The sequence below is a fragment of the Caulobacter sp. 17J80-11 genome (assembly GCF_014349105.1).
GTDB lineage: Bacteria > Pseudomonadota > Alphaproteobacteria > Caulobacterales > Caulobacteraceae > 17J80-11.
This window is the reverse complement of record NZ_JACSJI010000008.1, coordinates 1-16,369: the sequence shown is the minus strand read 5'-3', so window position 1 is coordinate 16,369 and position 16,369 is coordinate 1. Positions and strand designations below refer to the sequence as shown.

The window sequence follows — 16,369 nt, the reverse complement described above, 5'->3', positions numbered from 1 at the left end:
GCCCCTGTGCCGCCGAAGCGAAGCTCTGTCATGAGCGGCGCCGTCCAGTTCGGGGTCCTGTTCCTGCTGACGGGGCCGCCGATCGGGAGCTTCCTTTTTGTCGCCGCCGCCGGCGCGATCGGGGCCGCCCATGGAAGTCCGCGCGACATCGCGGACCTCATGGCTGAGCCGATCCTTTTGCTGGGGCTGGTGCTGCTCGGCTACCTGTTCGCAGGCGCGCCGGCTTTCGTCGCGGGCCTGCTGGTCGGCGCGGCGAACCGGTGGGTACGGGGCTGGACGTTGTCTGCGGTCGCCCTGGCCGCCGGATTCGTGGCGACGGCCTTGCCGCTCGTCGCGTTTGGGTCGGGGTTGAGCGATCCGCTGCCGTGCGGAGGCCTCGGGGCGGTCGTCGCGCTCGCCTGCACCGGTGTCGCCCGGCGCTGCGGGTTGGGGGCCTGAGATGAGCCCGGCTTCGCTGGCGCTGGTCCTGGCCCTGGCCGCCGCTTCACCTTCCGCCGACCGCATCGAGTGGCTCGACCGCGACCAGCGTTTCCCCGCGCCGTGCGACGTGGAGGTCTCCTTCGGCAGCTACGCCTCCGGGACCAACGGCGAGGTCGCCCGCAAGGTGCGCGCCTACGTCGGGCGCAGCCGCGACGTCACGCGGGCGCAGGCCGTGCGCTGGGGGCGCGAAGGGGAGTGGGACCTCTGCCTGACGGTCCGGCCGCAGCGGACCGCGCGGGTCTACGCCGACATCCGCCGCATGATCCCGAAGTACAGCCGTCAGGGGCCCACCCGCGTCACCCGCCGCGACGGTGTGAGATTCGAGAGCAAGCAGCCGTAGTGACAATCCCTCTCCCGGTCGGGAGAGGGAGGGGCCCGCGCCGCGTAAGCGGCGTGGGAGGGTGAGGGAAACGGGAGAGTTCAGGACCGGGCGCGCCATGAGCGCCGCCGGTCCGTAATCCCTCATCCTCCCGCGCGGACCTTCGCGCTTCGCGCTCCGGTGCGCGGGGCCCGTCCTTCTCCCCCTGGGAGAAGGTCTTAGCCGCCGAACACCGTCCGGCCGCCGACGACCGTGCGCATGACCTTGCCCTGCAGGCGGCGGCCGTCGAACGGGGAGTTCTTCGACTTCGACTGCAGCTTGGCGGCGTCGATCACGACCGGGGCGCCGGGGTCGAACAGCACCAGGTCGGCCGGCGTGCCTTCGGCCAGGCGGCCCGACTTCAGGCCCAGCAGGGCCGCCGGCGCGCTGGTCACCGGGCGCAGCACCTCCAGCAGGCTGAGGCCCGCCTCGTGGTGCAGGCTCATCAGGGCCGGCAGCAGGGTTTCGACGCCGATGGCGCCGGGGGCGGCCTCGCTGAACGGGCGGCGCTTGTCTTCCGCCGGAGCCGGCGCGTGGGCGGAGACGATCACGTCGATCAGGCCGTCGCGCACCGCCTCGATCAGGGCCTGGCGGTCCTCTTCGGGGCGCAGCGGCGGGTCCAGCCGGAAGAAGGTGCGGTAGTCGCCCAGATCCACCTCGTTGAACGACAGGTGGTTGATCGAGCAGGAGGCGAAGGCCTTCACGCCGCGCGCCTTGGCCCGCTTGAGGCTGTCCAGCGCGTCGGCGGTGGAGATCTGGTCGACCAGCAGGCGCGCGCCGGTGGTCTCGGCCAGGGCCAGGTCGCGCTCCAGCATGATGCGCTCGGCCACCGCCGGGGCGGCGGGAAGGCCGTTCCAGCCGGACAACTGGCTGGCCGTGGCGACCGCGCCTTCGGCCAGCCACGGGTCCATCGGCCGGTGAGCGACCAGGGCGCCGAAGGCCTTGGCGTAGGTCAGGATGCGGCGGAACACCTTGGTGTTGACGATCACCTTGTCGGCGTCGGTGAAGTAGGCCGCGCCGGCCTCCTGCATCAGCCCCAGCTCGGCCATGCGGGCGCCTTCCAGGCCGCGGGTGGCGGCGCCGGCGACCAGCATGTTGACCAGGCCCAGGGCGCGGGCGCGGCGGGTGACGAAGTCGACCATGGCCGGCTCGTCCAGGGCCGGGTCGGTGTCGGGCTGCAGCACGACCGTGGAGACCCCGCCGGCGGCGGCCGCGCGGGCGGCCGACTTCAGCGTCTCCTTGGGCTCGTGGCCGGGCTCGCCGGTCTTGACCCGCAGGTCGATCAGGCCCGGCCCCAGCACCGCGCCGCCGCAGTGGACGGTGTCGCCGGTGTGGCCTTCGATGGTCGGGGTGTGGGCGACCTGGACGATCTCGTCGCCGATCACCAGCACGCTGCCGGGACCGTCGTAGCCCGAGGCCGGGTCGACCAGGCGGGCGTTGATGAAAGCCGTCTTCATCGGCCGGCCTCCTGCTCGAGCCGCTCGGCCAGCGAGGCCAGCACCGCCATGCGCACGGCCACGCCCATCTCGACCTGGTCCTGGATCAGGCTGACGGCCGGATCGTCGGCCACGTCGGAGTCGATCTCGACCCCGCGGTTCATCGGGCCGGGGTGCATGACCTTGGCGCCCGGCTTGGCGTGCTTGAGTTTTTCGTGGTCCAGGCCCCAGAAGCGGAAGTACTCGCGCATGGACGGCACGAAGGCCCCGTCCATCCGCTCCAGCTGCAGGCGCAGCATCATGACCACGTCCGCGCCCTCGATGCCCTTGCGCATGTCGTGGTGGACCTCGACGCCCCAGCGGTCGACGGCCGGCGGCATCAGGGTCGGCGGGCCGACCAGGCGCACGTTGGCGCCCATCATGGTCAGCAGCGCCACGTTGGAGCGGGCCACCCGGCTGTGGGCGACGTCGCCGCAGATCGCGACCGTCAGGTTGCCGACGTCGCCGAAGGCCCGGCGCATGGACAGCATGTCCAGCAGCGCCTGGGTCGGGTGCTCGTGCTGGCCGTCGCCGGCGTTGACCACGCTGCCCGACACCTTGCGGGCCAGCAGGTCCGGCGCGCCGGAGCCGGCGTGGCGCACGACCAGCAGGTCGGGCTTCATGGCGTTCAGCGTCACCGCCGTGTCGATCAGGGTCTCGCCCTTGGCGACCGAGGAGGTGCGCGGGTTCATGTTGACCACGTCCGCGCCCAGCCGTTTGCCGGCCAGCTCGAAGGAGCTCTGGGTGCGGGTGGAGTTCTCGAAGAACAGGTTGACCAGGGTCCGGCCCTTGAGCAGGTCCAGGGTCTTCGCGGTCTGGCGGTTCAGCTCCACGAAGGCGTCGGCCAGGTCCAGCAGCGCCGTGACGTGCGGCGGCTTCAGGTCCAGGACCGTGGTCAGATGCCTTGCAGGAAACGGGAACAGCCGGGCGCGGATGTCGTCGGAAACGGCGCGGTTCGGTGTCATCGAGGCCGGGCTATAGGCCGGGGAGGGCCGGGGCGTCTAGGGGGCGCCGGGGTTCGGGCCCCCCGGCGTCCGGCTGAGGTCAGGGTTTATATCCGTCTGGATCAGGGGACGCCCTAGAGACGCCCGCCATAGGAGAGGAGGACAGTTGCGGCGGACAGCGGTCACAGGCGCGCCAGCCATGAAACTGAAGAAGTTCCTCCTCGTCATCGGCGGGCTCGTGCTGGTCGCCGCCCTCGTCGGCTTCCTGGTGATGAAAGCCTTCCCTGTGCAGACCTCGCGCGCGGGCGGCATGGCGCGGGCCTATGTCGACTCGATCGCCGATCCAAAGGGGACGCTGACCACGGAGACCAACCCGGCCTACAGGCCCGCTGCGCTCGTGGCCCCGGCTGCGCCTGCGGCTGCGCCCGCGCCCGTTTCCGACGAGTGGCCGAGCTACAACAAGACCCTGACCTCCGAGCGGTTTTCGCCGCTGACCCAGATCAACAACGCCAACGCCGGCCGGCTGAAGGTCGTCTGCACGTACGACACCGGCTCGTGGGGCGCGTTCGAGAGCGGCCTGCTCATGGTGCGAGGCGCGCTGATCGGCACCACCCAGTTCGACATCTTTTCGCTGGACCCCAACACCTGCAAGGTGAACTGGCGCACGCACGAGCGCTACCCGGGGTACCTGCTGCCGACCAACCGCGGCGCCGCCTACATGGACGGCGTGCTCTTCCGCGGCACCCAGGACGGCCGGCTGCTGGCCTACGATTTCGCCACCGGCAAGCGGCTGTGGGCGACGTCCCTGGTCAACACGGCGAAGCGGGGCGAGACCATCCCGGCCGCACCGATCGCCTGGAACGGGATGGTCTTCGTCGGTACAGCGGGCGGCGACGTCAAAGGCGGCAAGGGGAAGCTGTTCGCGCTCGACGCCAAGACCGGCAAGGTCCTGTGGCAGTACTTCAACGTGCCGCGCGCGCCCGACGACCCGGTGCTCGGCCCGGTGGCCGCTTCGCCGCTCAATGGCTCGACGTGGAAGACGCCGCAGGGCTTCCCGATCAGCGGCGGGGGAAGCTGGACCTCGCTCAGTCTGGACCCGGCGACGGGGCGTCTGTACCAGCCCGTCGGCAACCCGGCGCCGGACTTCGCCATCGACGTCCGCCAAGGCTCCAATCTTTTCACCAACTCGATCGTGGTGCACGACGCCCGGACCGGGGCCTACCAGAAGCACTACCAACTCCTGCCGGAAGACTGGCACGACTGGGACGCCTCCAATCCGCCGGCCCTGATCACCACCCGCGGCGGCAGGCAAATGATGGCGACCGCGCCGAAGGACGGCTATCTCTACGGCTACGACCGCGCGTCCGACGGCCTGCTCTACAAGGTTCCGGCGACCACCATCCGAAACATCGAAGAGCGGTTCGCGCCCGACAAGGACGTGTCCTTCTGCCCCGGTTCGGTCGGCGGCGCGGAGTGGAACAGCCCGGCCTACGATCCGCGCACCAACCTCATCGTCCTGGGCGAGAACGACTGGTGCGCCACGGTGAAGGTCAAGAACGAACGGCAGCTGCGGGACGTGAAGCTGGGCCAGCCCTGGATGGGCGACAACGCTATCAACCCCTTCAATATGATCGGCCACAAGCAGGTGCGCGGTCACGATCACTGGGCCGGTTGGCTGACCGGCTTCGACGCCGACACCGGCGTGTGGAAGTGGCGGATCAAGACTGATTACCCGGTGGTCGCCGCGGTGACGCCCACCGCGGGCGGGGTCGTCTTCTTCGGCGACCTCGGCGGCCACTTCTACGCCGTCGACGCCGACACCGGCCGCAAGCTCTATGGCAAGAAGATGCCCGGGCCGCTGGCCGGCGGCGTCATCACCTATGCGACCCCGGGCGGGGCGCAGCGCGTGGCGGTGGCGACCGGGTTCAACAACATCTTCTGGCCGGTCAAGTCCGGGTCGGAAAAGGTCGTGGTCCTGGGGCTGGAGGACGCGGCGAGCCCCCGTGCGGCCGCACGACCGTGACGGGCGGCTAAGGCCAGGAGCGACCGACGATGGACTTCGATCCAGTCACGCTTTCACGCATCCAGTTCGGGTTCCTGATCAGCTTCCACATCATCTTTCCGGCCTTCACCATGGGGCTGGCGGCGTGGCTGGCCGTGCTGGAAGGGCTGCGGCTGGCGACCGGCGACCTGATCTACCGGCGGGTGTTCGAGTTCTGGCTCAAGATCTTCGCGGTCTCGTTCGGCATGGGCGTCGTGACCGGCATCGTCATGGCCTTCCAGTTCGGCGCCAACTGGGGGGTGCTGGCCGAGCGGGTCGGCTCGATCCAGGGCCCGCTGCTGGGCTACGAGTCCTTCACCGCCTTCATGCTGGAGGCGAGCTTCCTGGGCGTCGTGCTGCTGGGGCGCGACCGCGTTTCGCCGCTCTTCTATTTCGTCGCCTGCTGCCTGGTCGCCCTGGGGACGATGCTGTCGTCGTTCTGGATCCTGGCGAACAACTCGTGGATGCAGGTTCCCGTCGGCCACGCCGTCGTCGACGGCAAGATCGTGCCGGCGGACTGGCGCGAGATCGTGCTCGGGCCGGTGATGATGGTGCGCTGGCCGCACATGCTGCTGGCGGCCTTCCTGACCACGGCCATGTGCGTCGCCGCCACCGGGGCCTGGTACGTGCTGCGCGACGTGCACCGGCCGGCGGCGCGGGTCATGCTGCACTGGGGCCTGGGCCTGGCGGCGGTGCTGGTGCCGATCCAGATCCTGTTCGGCCACGAGAACGGGCTCTACGTGCTCAAGCACCAGCCGGCCAAGTTCGCGGCCATCGAGGCGCGCTGGAAGACCCAGCAGCCGGCTTCCGAGGTGCTGGTCGCCTTGCCGGATCAGGCGCAGCAGAAGAACCTGTTCGCGATCGAGGTGCCCAGGCTCGGCAGCTTCATCGCCTCAGGCAACTGGACCGCGAAGGAGATCGGGCTGGAGACCTTCCCGCCCGAAGACCGGCCGCCGGTGTTCATCCCGTTCTGGGGCTTTCGCATCATGGTCGGCATGGGGCTGATCATGCTGGGCGTGTCCTGGCTGGGGAACGTCCTGCGCTGGCGGAGGCGTCTGGAGACCTCGCGGTGGTTCCTGTGGATCACCTTCCTGTCGTTTCCGACCGGCTTCATCGCCGTTCTGTGCGGCTGGTACACGGCCGAGGTCGGGCGTCAGCCCTGGGTGGTCTACGGCCTGCTGCGCACCAAGGACGCGGTGACCCCGTCGCTGACCACCAGCGACGTGCTGCTTTCGCTGGGGATTTACGGGCTGGTCTACGCCGTCCTGGCGGGCTTCGGCTTTCTCTACATCTACAAGCTGCTGCGTCGGGGCCCCGAGGAGGGCGCCGAGCCGATTCCGAACGCGACGCCCAGCCGGCCGATGGCCTTCGCCGACACGGCCGGAAGCGCAACCGGCGGCCGCGTCGACGAAGGGAGCTGACCATGGTGGATCCGAGCCCGCTCGCCCTGTTCTGGGCCGGGGTGATCGCGCTGGCGATCGTGGCCTACGTGATCCTCGACGGCTTCGACATCGGGGTGGGCGTCCTGTTCGGCACGACTCGCGACGAGGCCCGGCGCGCCGAGATGATGGGCAGCGTCGCGCCGTTCTGGGACGGCAACGAGACCTGGCTGGTGGTGGTGGGCGCGAGCCTGTTCGCGGCCTTTCCGGCCGCCTACGCGGTGCTGATGGGCGCCTTCTACATGCCCGTGCTGCTGATGCTGGTCGGGCTGATCTTCCGCGGCGTCGCCTTCGAGTTCCGCTATCGCAGCCACCGGATGCGCTGGCTGTGGGACGCGGGCTTCGCCTACGGCTCGACCCTGGTCGCCTTCGCCCAGGGCGCGGCGGTGGGGGCGATGATGCGGGGCGTGCCGGTCGAGAACATGCAGTTCGCCGGCGGCGCCTTCAGCTGGGTGCACGGCTTCCCGGTCCTGACCGGGATCGGCCTGGTGCTGGGCTACGCCCTGCTGGGGGCCTGCTGGATGGTGCTGAAGACCGAGGGCGCCCTGCAGGCTTGGTCGTACGCTCGCATTCCGTGGCTGGTCGCGGGCGTGTTCATGATCCTCGGCCTGGCCTTCGTGTGGAGCCTGACCATCGATCCGGACGCCGCTCAGGGCGCGCGCCGGCTGAGCGGCTGGGGCGTGGCCTTCCCGATCCTCAGCGTTCTGGCCCTGCTGGGCGTGCTGCTCGGCGCACGCGCCCGACGCGAGACCGTGCCGATGGCCATGGCGGCGGTGTTCTTCGTCACGGCCTTCCTGACGCTGGGCGTGATGTTCTGGCCGTACATGGTCCCCTATGCTGTCACCGTCGGCGACGCCGCCGCGCCGGATCAGGCGCTAGGGTTCTTCCTCTTCGCCGGCGTCGTCGTGCTGCCGCTGATCGCGGTCTACACCGCCGGCAAGTACTGGATCTTCCGCGGCAAGACCGACCGGGGTCATGTCGGTGTGGCGCGCGGCGGGCGCTAGCGCTCGTCCACGCCCTTCACCCGGCCGTCGGCGTTGAGCCGGCAGACGGCGTAGCGGCCGCTGGCGCGGACGTCGACCTCGTAGCCGCCGTTGTCGCGGGGCCGCGCGCTGACCGGCTGGGCGCTGCCCTGGCGCAGGCCGAACACGCGCTCGACCTCGTCGGCGCAGGCGCGCATGCCGCCGCTGGGCACGCCGCGGGAGCCGACGCTGGCCCCTGCCGTCACCCGGCGATAGTCGGTGCTGGCGCCGTTGCTCGAATAGTAGTCGTCGCGGCTGGAATAGCCGGTGGCGTAGTCCGAGCGGCTGTCGCCGTAGCCGTAGCTGCTGGGGCCGTAGCCGTAGGTGTCCGAGGCGTAGTCGGTGGCCCGGGCCCGCGCGCGGGTCGTGCCGCGCGTCGCGTACCGGTCGTCGTAATAGTTGTCGTTGGCCTGGTAGGCCTGCCGGTCGCGCTGCAGTTCGCGCCGGCCGGCGTCGTAGCCGCGGCGGTAGGCGGCGCTGCGTTCGTCGCGATTGAACTCGGCGTCGCGCAGGCCGTCGCGGATGCCGCGTTCGTAGGGGCTGACGCTCTCGTCGTAATAGTCGCCGCCGCGGCCGGAGACGGCCGAGAAGGCCCGTTCGCCCCGCGCCGCGAACTCGCCGAACGGTCCTTTCTCGCGGCCGTTCGAATTGGGCTCGCGGCACGACGCCAGCGCCGCGGCCAGCAACAGGAGCGAAGCCAGCCTCAGGTTCATCCCGGATCCTCCAGACCCGGGCCGGAGCCTAGGAAAGATCCGCGAGCCGCCAAATCCGGAAGAACCCCGAACCGGCTCCGGAAAACCCCTCAGGGCGAACCGCGGAGTGAAGCGGGACAGGCGCTGGCGGTCCGCCTCGACTTGCTGCGCTGGAAGACGAGGGGGTTCGTTATGAAGTTGAGTGTCTTTGCGGCGGCCCTGCTGGCGACGACGGCGGTGGCGACAGGGGCCGCGGCGGCCGGTGAGGGCATGGCCGCCTGCACGCCGGAGGGCGCGGTCTACGCGCGCGACGCCACCATCGTGGGCGAGAGCACCGACGCCTTCGACAAGGGCGACTTCCCCGCGGTTGAAGGCGCACGTCGCGGGCCTCGAAGAGGTGCTGAGCCACGCGCCCGACAAGCTCAACTACGTGGAACTGTGCGGCGAAACCGTGGTGCTGCGCGAGGCGTCACGGTTGAATGCGGGGTCGAGTGGCGGCCCTCGCCGTATTCCGAGGCCAGCATGATGGCCGGCTCTTTCTACGTCGAGATCCAGGACTTCGCCGCCGCCGAGAAGGCGCTGAGCGTGGGCTTGCGGTTGGAGCCCCTCAATACGGAGCTGGTCAGCGAGGCCGCGCTCGCCCTGAGCCGGCTTGGGCGAAACGCGGAAAGCCTGGCCGTGATCGACCGGGCGCTCGGCGAGAACACCTGGATGGACGCGCTCGATCGCGCCCGGCTGCTGCGCACGCGGGGGTTCACCCTGATCGAAATGGGGCGGCTGGAGGAGGCGGAGGCGGCCTATCGCGACTCGCTCAAGCTTCAGCCCGGCCATAAGGGCGCGCTTGGCGAGCTGGAGTATGTCGCAAAGGCGCGCGCCGGCATGGCCCCGTCGGGGATCACGACGGTGCGCAGCACCACCGGCGAACCCAGCCCTGAATAGGTCAAACCGTAGGTCGACGCGGGCGTGGTCGTCGTAAGCGGCGATCTCAGCGCCAGTAGTTGTTGGCGGCGGCGATGGTCGCGAACTCGACGGCGACGACGTGGCTGGCGGCGATCAGGCCGAGCGGGTCGTTGGCGTAGCGCACGCGGCCGGCCTTGAGGACGTCCACCTCCTTCTGCATCGCGTGGATCGAGTGACGGGCCAGCATGAGGGCCAGCGCGCGGCCTTCTTCCGGCGTGGCGGTGATCAGGCTGGCGGCGGGGACCAGGGGCTCGGGCGGGAGTTGCATCGCGACCTCGGCTGGATGGCCGCCTACAATTTCGCTGTGCCGTGAAGTGTTCCCGCTCGCAGCTTCAGGCGAAGTGGAAGGCGGTCAGGAACAGCGGGATGGTCAGCGCGCTGGTGACCGTGGTCAGGGCGACGATGCCGGCCATCAGCGGGGCGTCGCCGCCCATCTGGCGGGCCAGCACGTAGGAGGCGGCCGCCCCGGGCGCCGCGCCGCACAGCAGGGCCACGCCCTGGGCCAGGTCGTCGCCGCCGTAGAGCCGGCACAGGCCCCACATCAGCGGCGGCATCAGCAGCACCTTGGCCGCCGAGGTCAGGCCCAGCGTCCACGGCCGCCTGGCGGCGTAGGTGAAGCTGAGGCCCGCGCCGGCGATGATCAGGCCCAGCGGCAGGGCGGCGTCGCCCAGCAGCTGCAGGGTTTCGAACACGCCCGGGATCGGCGGCACGCCGGTCAGGTTGAGCGCCAGGCCGGTCAGGCAGGCGACCAGGATCGGGTTCTGCAGCATGGCCCTGGCCACGGCCTTGGGCGAGGTCCCGCCCTGGCCTTCGCCCCAGCGCACCATGACCAGCACGCACAGGATGTTCACGACCGGGATCAGCGCCCCGATGATCACCGCCGACAGGGCCAGCCCCGGCTGGCCGAACACCGCCTGGATCACCGGCAGGAAGACGAAGGAGTTCCAGCGGATCGCCCCCTGGAACACCGAGGTGAAGGCCGGGCCGTCGATCTTCATCAGCGGACGGAGGGCCACGGTGACCACGCCGATGACGATCACGGCGGTGACCGCCGCCAGCGCCGCGGCGCCCGCCGAGCCGCCCGACATGTCGGCCTTCCAGATCGCCGGGATCAGGAAGCCGGGATAGAGCACGTGGATCGACAGCCGCTCGATCGGGCCCCACAGCTCCAGCGGCAGGAAGCCGGAGCGCTTCAGGAAGTAGCCCAGCGCGATCAGGGCGAAGACGGGGAGGACCCCCATCAGGATGGCGATCACTGGGCGGCGTCCCGCATGCGGTCCAGGGCGCCTTGCAGGATGTAGGCGGCGGCGTTGCGGTCGACGACCTCGGCCCGGCGGGCGCGGGTCATGTCCATCTGCTCGATCAGGAAGCGGTTCACCGCCGAGGTCGACAGCCGCTCGTCCCAGAAGGCCACCGGCACGTCGCGCAGCCGGTTCAGGTTGCGCGCGAAGGCCCGGCAGGACTGGGCGCGCGGGCCCTCGGTGCCGTCCATGTTCATCGGCAGGCCGATGACTATCCCCGCGGCGCCGCGCTCGGCCATGATCGCGAACAGCCGTTCGGCCTCGTGGGTGAACTTGGTCTTGCGGATCAGCTCGAACGGGCTGGCGATCATCCGGGTGGCGTCGGAGACCGCCACGCCGATGGTCTTCTCGCCGAGGTCGAGGCCCAGCAGCGGCGTGTTCGCCGGCGTGGCGGCGGGGAGGTCCAGGAGATCGACGACGGCCATGGTGCGGCGGGTATAGCGGGAGTCGGGGCAGGGCAAGCGATGATCCCTCTCCCGGTCGGGAGAGGGAGGGGCCCGCGCGGCGAAGCCGCGTGGGAGGGTGAGGGACACGGGAGGGCGCAGGACCTTGCGCCAGGGCCGCCGCCGTCTGTAACCCCTCATCCTCGCACGCGGGCCGCCGCGCTTTCGCGCTCCGGCGCGCGGGGCCCGTCCTTCTCCCGCCGGGAGAAGGACAGTCAGCCCTTGCCAACCGTCCCACCCCCCGGCTAACCGGATCGGCTGAATCTGTATGGAGAGGGCCGATGGCCATCGACGCCGCGACCGTCCGCAAGGTCGCGCATCTCGCCCGTGTCGCCGAGCCGGAAGACCGGCTGGAGGCGCTCGCCCAGGAGCTGAACGGAATCCTGGCCTGGATCGAGCAGCTGAACGAGGTGGACGTCCAGGGCGTCGAGCCGATGACCACGGCGGTCGAAGCCACCCAGCCCCTGCGCGAGGACGAGGTCACCGCCGGCGGCGATCCGGCCAAGGTGCTGGCCAACGCGCCGAAGAGCGCCGACGGCTTCTTCGTCGTGCCGAAGGTGGTCGAATAATGAGCGCGCTGACCAACATCACCCTGAAGGCCGCGCTGGACGGCCTGAAGTCGAAGGCCTTCACCTCCGAGGAGCTGACCCGCGCCCACGTCGAGGCGATCGAGAAGGCCAACCCGCACCTGAACGCCTACGTGCTGCCGACCTTCGAGCGCGCGGTCGAGATGGCCAAGGCCTCCGACGCCAAGCTGGCGAAAGGCGAGGGCGGCGATCTGGAAGGCGCGCCGCTGGGCATCAAGGACCTGTTCTGCACCGAGGGCGTGCGCACCACGGCCTGCTCGAACATCCTGGGCGAGTTCACGCCCACCTATGAGTCGACCGTCACCGCCAACCTGTGGCGCGACGGGGCGGTCATGCTGGGCAAGCTGAACATGGACGAGTTCGCCATGGGCTCGTCCAACGAGACCTCGCGGTTCGGCCCGGTGGTGAACCCGTGGAAGGCCAAGGGCTCCAACGCCGCCCTGACCCCGGGCGGTTCGTCGGGCGGCTCGGCCTCGGCCGTGGCCGCGGACCTGTGCCTGGGCGCCACCGCCTCCGACACCGGCGGCTCGATCCGCCAGCCCGCCGCCTTCACCGGCACGGTCGGCATCAAGCCGACCTACGGCCGCGCCTCGCGCTGGGGCATCGTCGCCTTCGCCTCGTCGCTGGACCAGGCCGGCCCGATCGCCAAGTCGGTCGAGGACGCCGCCATCCTGCTGAAGTCCATGTGCGGCCACGACGCCAAGGACTCCACCAGCCTCGACGTGCCGACCCCGGACTGGCCGTCCTTCGTCGGCAAGTCGGTGAAGGGCCTGCGCATCGGCGTGCCCAAGGAGTACCGCGTCGACGGCATGCCCGAGGAGATCGAGGCGCTGTGGCGCCAGGGGATCGCCTGGCTGAAGGACGCCGGCTGCGAGATCGTCGACATCAGCCTGCCGCACACCAAGTACGCGCTTCCGACCTACTACATCGTGGCGCCGGCCGAGGCCTCGTCGAACCTGGCCCGCTACGACGGCGTGCGCTACGGCAAGCGCGCCGAGGGCAAGAACCTCATCGAGCTGTACGAGAACACCCGCGCCGAAGGCTTCGGCAACGAGGTGAAGCGCCGGGTGCTGATCGGCACCTACGTGCTCTCGGCCGGCTACTACGACGCCTACTACGTCAAGGCGCTGAAGGTCCGCCGCCGCATCGCCCAGGACTTCGACCAGGCCTGGACGAAGGTCGACGCCATCCTGACGCCGTCGACGCCGTCGGGCGCCTTCGCGCTCGGCGACAAGTCGGCCGATCCGGTGGCGATGTACCTGAACGACATCTTCACCGTGACCGCCAACCTGGCCGGCCTGCCGGGCATCAGCGTCCCCGCCGGCCTGGGCGCCGACGGCCTGCCGCTGGGCCTGCAGCTGATCGGCAAGCCGCTGGACGAGAGCACGATCTTTTCGCTGGCCGGCGCGCTCGAGCAGGCCGCGGCCTTCAAGGCGAAGCCCGAGAAGTGGTGGTGATCTGAATCCCTCTCCCGGTCGGGAGAGGGAGGGGCCCGCGCCGCGGAGCGGCGTGGGAGGGTGAGGGACACGGGAGGGGGCAGGACGTGACGCAAGCGTCGATGAAGCTTTTCCGGCCGCGTCCGGCGGCGTCCGCCTCCGTAACCCCTCATCCTCCCGCGCGGACCTCCGCTGCGCTCCGGGGCGCGGGGACCGTCCTTCTCCCGCTGGGAGAAGGGAAGTGAGCACGGACCGCGCCCGCTCGTTGCGACAGTCCCAGACGCTCGCCGAGGCGGCGCTGTGGAAGCTGCTGCGCGGCGGCCGGCTCGACGGTTTGAAGTTCCGCCGCCAGCACCCGATCGGGCGGTACTTCGCCGACTTCGCCTGCGCTTCTGCGCGGCTGGTGATCGAGCTGGACGGCGGCGTGCACGATCGCGACGAGGCGGTCACCTACGACCACCTCCGCCAACAGGAAATCGAAGCCGCGGGCTGGCACGTGCTCCGGTTTCGCAATGACGACGTGTTCGGCGAACCGCATAAGGTCGTCGACGAGATTCTGCGTGGGGCCAGATCGGCCGGCCGCGTAACCCCTCACCCTCCCGCGCTTTCGCGCGGGCCCCTCCCTCTCCCTCCGGGAGAGGGGTATGAGAAGACGCATGACTGATACCGTCGCCGAACGTGAATCCAAACAGATCCAGGGCCGCACCGGCCTCTGGGAGATCGTCATCGGGCTGGAGGTGCACGCCCAGGTGTCGTCGAAGTCGAAGCTGTTCTCCGGGGCGGCGGTCGGCTTCGGCGCGGGGCCGAACGAGCAGGTCTCGCTCGTCGACGCCGCCATGCCGGGCATGCTGCCGGTGCTGAACCGCTTCTGCGTCGAGCAGGCGGTGCGCACGGGCCTGGGCCTGAAGGCGCAGATCAACAGGAAGAGCCGGTTCGCGCGGAAGAACTACTTCTACGCCGACCTGCCGCAGGGCTATCAGATCAGCCAGTTCGACGAGCCGATCGTCGGCGAGGGCGAGGTCGAGGTGGAGCGCGAGGACGGCTCCTTCTTCACCGTGCGCATCGAGCGCCTGCACCTGGAGCAGGACGCCGGCAAGCTGATCCACGACCTGTCGCCGACCGAGAGCTTCGTCGACCTGAACCGGGCCGGCACGGCGCTGATGGAGATCGTCTCGCGCCCGGACATGCGTTCGGCCGAGGAGGCGACCGCCTACGTGCAGAAGCTGCGCACGATCCTGATCTACCTCGGCACCTGCGACGGCGACATGGAGAAGGGCAACCTGCGCGCCGACGTGAACGTGTCGGTCTGCCGCCCCGGCGACTACGAGAAGTATCGCGAGACCGGTTCCTTCAAGCACCTGGGCACGCGCTGCGAGATCAAGAACGTCAACTCGTTCCGCTTCATGCGCGCCGCCGTCGAGTACGAGGCGCGCCGCCAGATCGAGATCATCGAGGACGGCGGCAAGGTCCTGCAGGAGACCCGCCTGTTCGACCCGACCAAGGGCGAGACCCGCTCCATGCGCTCCAAGGAAGAGGCGCACGACTACCGCTACTTCCCCGACCCGGACCTGCTGCCGCTGGTCGTCGAGGACGCGTGGATCGAGGAGATCAAAAAGAGCCTGCCCGAGCTGCCGGACGACAAGCGCCGCCGGTTCATGAGCCAGTACGGCCTGTCGTCCTACGACGCCAACGTGCTGATCTCCGAGCAGGCGCGGGCCGACTTCTACGAGAAGGCCGCCGTCGGCCGCGACGCCAAGCTGGTCGCCAACTGGACCACCAACGAGCTGCTGGCCCGCCTGACCAAGGACGGCCACGACATCGAGGACAGCCCGGTCCCGCCCGAGCACATCGCCGAGCTGGTCGCCCTGATCGAGGACGGCACCATCTCGTCCAAGATCGCCAAGCAGGTGTTCGACTACGTCTGGGCCGGCGAAGGCTCGCCCAAGGCCGTGGTCGAGAAGCACGGCCTGGTGCAGGTGACCGACACCGGCGCCATCGAGGCCGCCATCGACCAGATCATGGCCGCCAACCCGGACAAGGTCGAAGCGGTGAAGGACAAGCCGCAGGCCCTGGGCTGGTTCGTCGGCCAGGTCATGAAGGCCACCGGCGGCAAGGCCAACCCGGCGGCGGTCAACGACATCCTGAAGGCCAAGCTGGGCGTTTGAGGCTCAGCGCCTCCCTCTCCCGGGCGGGAGGGGGAGGCGATCTACGACGCGCGTGAAGTCAGCCAGCGGCTGGGCCGCCCGCTGCCCGCCGGCTGAGGCGGGCGGAGCGGTTGTTCCACCGAAGGTCTGCCGCCTGGGCCTCGGACTGGCCTTGCGGTCGGCGGCGCGGTGGTGCTCGGGCCCGTGTTGCTGTTCGTGTGGGTCGTCTTCGCTGGCGGGCTGACTGAACCGTCGATTCCCCCGCCGCGGGGCGAATCTCACCCTTTCCGCCGCCCAAACCTCCGTCGGAAAAGAAAAAGCCCCGCGGTGGAGGCCGCGGGGCGAAGAAGTGATCCAACGTGAGTGATCACAGTGAGCGGGAGTTTCGAGGCACAAATGTGGCGAAACTCTCGCCTCCGTGAATAACGACGTTCTCCTCAATACAGGTCGAACAGCACGTCCAGGATCAGGCCGGTGGCCAGGCTGATCAGGACCAGGTCGTTGTCGCAGTGGACCCAGACGTAGCCCGGAGGGGCCGGACGGGCGCCGTACATGTACGGATCGTAGACCCGGTAACGGAAGTAGTAGCGCGGCAGGTACTCGCCGCGGCGCCACGCGTGGTGGCGGTAGTCCCGCGGGTAGGACAGATAGCCGTAGCCCGGCGCGAACCAGAAGCCGGCGCGCGCGCCGTTGTAGTCGCGGAAGCGCGGATTGCCGCGCCACCAGTTGCGGTTCGAGCGGCTGTAGTGCCATTCGCCGCGCCCGCCGCCGCGGCCGTCGTTCCAGCGGTCGTCGTCGCGATGGTCGCGACCGTCCCAGCGGCCGTCGCGGTCGCCGCCGCGATGATCGTCGCGCCGATCGTCCCAGCGTCCGTCGTTGCGGCCGTCGTTGCGTCCGTCCCAGCGCCCGTCGCGATCGCCGCCGCGCCCGTCACGGTCGCCGCCGCGGCCGTCCCAGCGTCCGTCGCGATCGCCGCCCTGGCCGCCGCCCCGTCCGTCGGTGCGCCCGTCCGAACGCCCGTCACGGTCGCCGCCGCGGCCGTCCCAG

General features: G+C 70.1%; 17 protein-coding genes. 10 read left to right on the top strand and 7 right to left on the bottom strand.

Annotation, left to right across the window (positions count from 1 at the left end):
* Positions 1-30: 30 nt before the first annotated feature.
* Together H8B08_RS09890 and H8B08_RS09885 are read left to right on the top strand one after the other, a co-directional pair.
* Entirely contained in the window at positions 31-438 is a 408-nt protein-coding gene (locus H8B08_RS09890; protein WP_187450034.1) for a hypothetical protein, read from the top strand.
* Position 439: 1 nt separating this feature from the next.
* A complete protein-coding gene (locus tag H8B08_RS09885; protein ID WP_187450033.1) occupies positions 440-820 on the top strand; it encodes a hypothetical protein in 381 nt (126 codons plus the stop codon).
* A gap of 197 nt (positions 821-1,017) precedes the next feature.
* On the opposite strand, the gene pyrC is transcribed toward H8B08_RS09885, so the two are convergent.
* Both pyrC and H8B08_RS09875 read right to left on the bottom strand, forming a co-directional pair.
* Complete coding sequence (gene pyrC, locus H8B08_RS09880) at positions 1,018-2,295, bottom strand: dihydroorotase (protein WP_187450032.1); 1,278 nt, start codon at positions 2,293-2,295, stop codon at positions 1,018-1,020.
* Positions 2,292-3,278, bottom strand: coding sequence for an aspartate carbamoyltransferase catalytic subunit (locus H8B08_RS09875; RefSeq protein WP_187450031.1), 987 nt, complete (start codon positions 3,276-3,278; stop codon positions 2,292-2,294). Before H8B08_RS09875 ends, pyrC begins: the two co-directional genes overlap by 4 nt.
* A 178-nt stretch (positions 3,279-3,456) precedes the next feature.
* Between H8B08_RS09875 and H8B08_RS09870 the strand changes: the two genes are divergently transcribed.
* From H8B08_RS09870 to cydB, 3 genes are read left to right on the top strand one after another with little or no spacing between them, the layout of a single operon-like run.
* Positions 3,457-5,280, top strand: coding sequence for a PQQ-binding-like beta-propeller repeat protein (locus H8B08_RS09870; RefSeq protein WP_187450030.1), 1,824 nt, complete (start codon positions 3,457-3,459; stop codon positions 5,278-5,280).
* 29 nt (positions 5,281-5,309) lie between these two features.
* On the top strand, positions 5,310-6,719 hold the full coding sequence (locus H8B08_RS09865; RefSeq protein ID WP_187450029.1) for a cytochrome ubiquinol oxidase subunit I: 1,410 nt from the start codon (positions 5,310-5,312) through the stop codon (positions 6,717-6,719).
* A 2-nt stretch (positions 6,720-6,721) separates the two neighbouring features.
* Entirely contained in the window at positions 6,722-7,741 is a 1,020-nt protein-coding gene (gene cydB / locus H8B08_RS09860) for a cytochrome d ubiquinol oxidase subunit II (RefSeq protein WP_222934402.1), read from the top strand.
* Here cydB and H8B08_RS09855 read toward each other — a convergent pair.
* Positions 7,738-8,472 (bottom strand): hypothetical protein, encoded by a 735-nt coding sequence (locus tag H8B08_RS09855; RefSeq protein WP_187450028.1) that lies wholly within the window; start codon positions 8,470-8,472, stop codon positions 7,738-7,740. The two genes, cydB and H8B08_RS09855, sit on opposite strands and share 4 nt — an antisense overlap.
* A 171-nt stretch (positions 8,473-8,643) precedes the next feature.
* Between H8B08_RS09855 and H8B08_RS09850 the strand changes: the two genes are divergently transcribed.
* Positions 8,644-9,390 (top strand): tetratricopeptide repeat protein, encoded by a 747-nt coding sequence (locus H8B08_RS09850; protein WP_187450027.1) that lies wholly within the window; start codon positions 8,644-8,646, stop codon positions 9,388-9,390.
* A gap of 46 nt (positions 9,391-9,436) precedes the next feature.
* Here the strand turns inward: H8B08_RS09850 and H8B08_RS09845 are convergent, their stop codons facing one another.
* The 3 genes from H8B08_RS09845 to ruvX form a co-directional block, all read right to left on the bottom strand.
* Positions 9,437-9,679 carry a hexameric tyrosine-coordinated heme protein gene (locus H8B08_RS09845; RefSeq protein WP_187450026.1) on the bottom strand — a complete coding sequence of 81 codons (243 nt, stop codon included), beginning with the start codon at positions 9,677-9,679 and terminating at the stop codon, positions 9,437-9,439.
* Positions 9,680-9,743: 64 nt separating this feature from the next.
* Positions 9,744-10,667 (bottom strand): AEC family transporter, encoded by a 924-nt coding sequence (locus tag H8B08_RS09840; RefSeq protein WP_187450025.1) that lies wholly within the window; start codon positions 10,665-10,667, stop codon positions 9,744-9,746.
* Positions 10,664-11,137: a Holliday junction resolvase RuvX gene (gene ruvX / locus H8B08_RS09835; RefSeq protein ID WP_187450180.1), complete on the bottom strand. Its 474-nt coding sequence runs from the start codon at positions 11,135-11,137 to the stop codon at positions 10,664-10,666. The genes H8B08_RS09840 and ruvX overlap by 4 nt, the downstream gene beginning before the upstream one ends.
* 299 nt (positions 11,138-11,436) lie before the next feature.
* Here ruvX and gatC point away from each other — a divergent pair, with 299 nt between their 5' ends.
* The 4 genes from gatC to gatB all read left to right on the top strand — a co-directional run bounded on the left by gatC (position 11,437) and on the right by gatB (position 15,343).
* Positions 11,437-11,724 (top strand): Asp-tRNA(Asn)/Glu-tRNA(Gln) amidotransferase subunit GatC, encoded by a 288-nt coding sequence (gatC, locus tag H8B08_RS09830; protein WP_187450024.1) that lies wholly within the window; start codon positions 11,437-11,439, stop codon positions 11,722-11,724.
* The gene (gatA, locus tag H8B08_RS09825; protein WP_187450023.1) at positions 11,724-13,199 is read left to right on the top strand and encodes an Asp-tRNA(Asn)/Glu-tRNA(Gln) amidotransferase subunit GatA; all 1,476 of its coding nucleotides are present in this window, start codon (positions 11,724-11,726) and stop codon (positions 13,197-13,199) included. Before gatC ends, gatA begins: the two co-directional genes overlap by 1 nt.
* 220 nt (positions 13,200-13,419) lie before the next feature.
* The gene (locus tag H8B08_RS09820) at positions 13,420-13,842 is read left to right on the top strand and encodes an endonuclease domain-containing protein (protein WP_187450022.1); all 423 of its coding nucleotides are present in this window, start codon (positions 13,420-13,422) and stop codon (positions 13,840-13,842) included.
* Positions 13,835-15,343 carry an Asp-tRNA(Asn)/Glu-tRNA(Gln) amidotransferase subunit GatB gene (gatB, locus tag H8B08_RS09815; protein WP_187450021.1) on the top strand — a complete coding sequence of 503 codons (1,509 nt, stop codon included), beginning with the start codon at positions 13,835-13,837 and terminating at the stop codon, positions 15,341-15,343. Before H8B08_RS09820 ends, gatB begins: the two co-directional genes overlap by 8 nt.
* Before the next feature lie 416 nt (positions 15,344-15,759).
* Here gatB and H8B08_RS09810 read toward each other — a convergent pair.
* On the bottom strand, positions 15,760-16,369 hold a 610-nt coding region (locus H8B08_RS09810), incomplete at its 5' end, for an RcnB family protein (RefSeq protein ID WP_187450020.1).

Excerpts from the sequence above, each read along its gene's own strand:
- H8B08_RS09890 (WP_187450034.1), top strand. The coding sequence starts at position 31 with ATGAGCGGCGCCGTCCAGTTCGGGGTCCTGTTCCTGCTGACGGGGCCG.
- H8B08_RS09885 (WP_187450033.1), top strand. The coding sequence starts at position 440 with ATGAGCCCGGCTTCGCTGGCGCTGGTCCTGGCCCTGGCCGCCGCTTCA.
- pyrC (WP_187450032.1), bottom strand. The coding sequence starts at position 2,295 with ATGAAGACGGCTTTCATCAACGCCCGCCTGGTCGACCCGGCCTCGGGC.
- H8B08_RS09875 (WP_187450031.1), bottom strand. The coding sequence starts at position 3,278 with ATGACACCGAACCGCGCCGTTTCCGACGACATCCGCGCCCGGCTGTTC.
- H8B08_RS09870 (WP_187450030.1), top strand. The coding sequence starts at position 3,457 with ATGAAACTGAAGAAGTTCCTCCTCGTCATCGGCGGGCTCGTGCTGGTC.
- H8B08_RS09865 (WP_187450029.1), top strand. The coding sequence starts at position 5,310 with ATGGACTTCGATCCAGTCACGCTTTCACGCATCCAGTTCGGGTTCCTG.
- cydB (WP_222934402.1), top strand. The coding sequence starts at position 6,722 with ATGGTGGATCCGAGCCCGCTCGCCCTGTTCTGGGCCGGGGTGATCGCG.
- H8B08_RS09855 (WP_187450028.1), bottom strand. The coding sequence starts at position 8,472 with ATGAACCTGAGGCTGGCTTCGCTCCTGTTGCTGGCCGCGGCGCTGGCG.
- H8B08_RS09850 (WP_187450027.1), top strand. The coding sequence starts at position 8,644 with ATGAAGTTGAGTGTCTTTGCGGCGGCCCTGCTGGCGACGACGGCGGTG.
- H8B08_RS09845 (WP_187450026.1), bottom strand. The coding sequence starts at position 9,679 with ATGCAACTCCCGCCCGAGCCCCTGGTCCCCGCCGCCAGCCTGATCACC.
- ruvX (WP_187450180.1), bottom strand. The coding sequence starts at position 11,137 with ATGGCCGTCGTCGATCTCCTGGACCTCCCCGCCGCCACGCCGGCGAAC.
- gatC (WP_187450024.1), top strand. The coding sequence starts at position 11,437 with ATGGCCATCGACGCCGCGACCGTCCGCAAGGTCGCGCATCTCGCCCGT.
- gatA (WP_187450023.1), top strand. The coding sequence starts at position 11,724 with ATGAGCGCGCTGACCAACATCACCCTGAAGGCCGCGCTGGACGGCCTG.
- gatB (WP_187450021.1), top strand. The coding sequence starts at position 13,835 with ATGACTGATACCGTCGCCGAACGTGAATCCAAACAGATCCAGGGCCGC.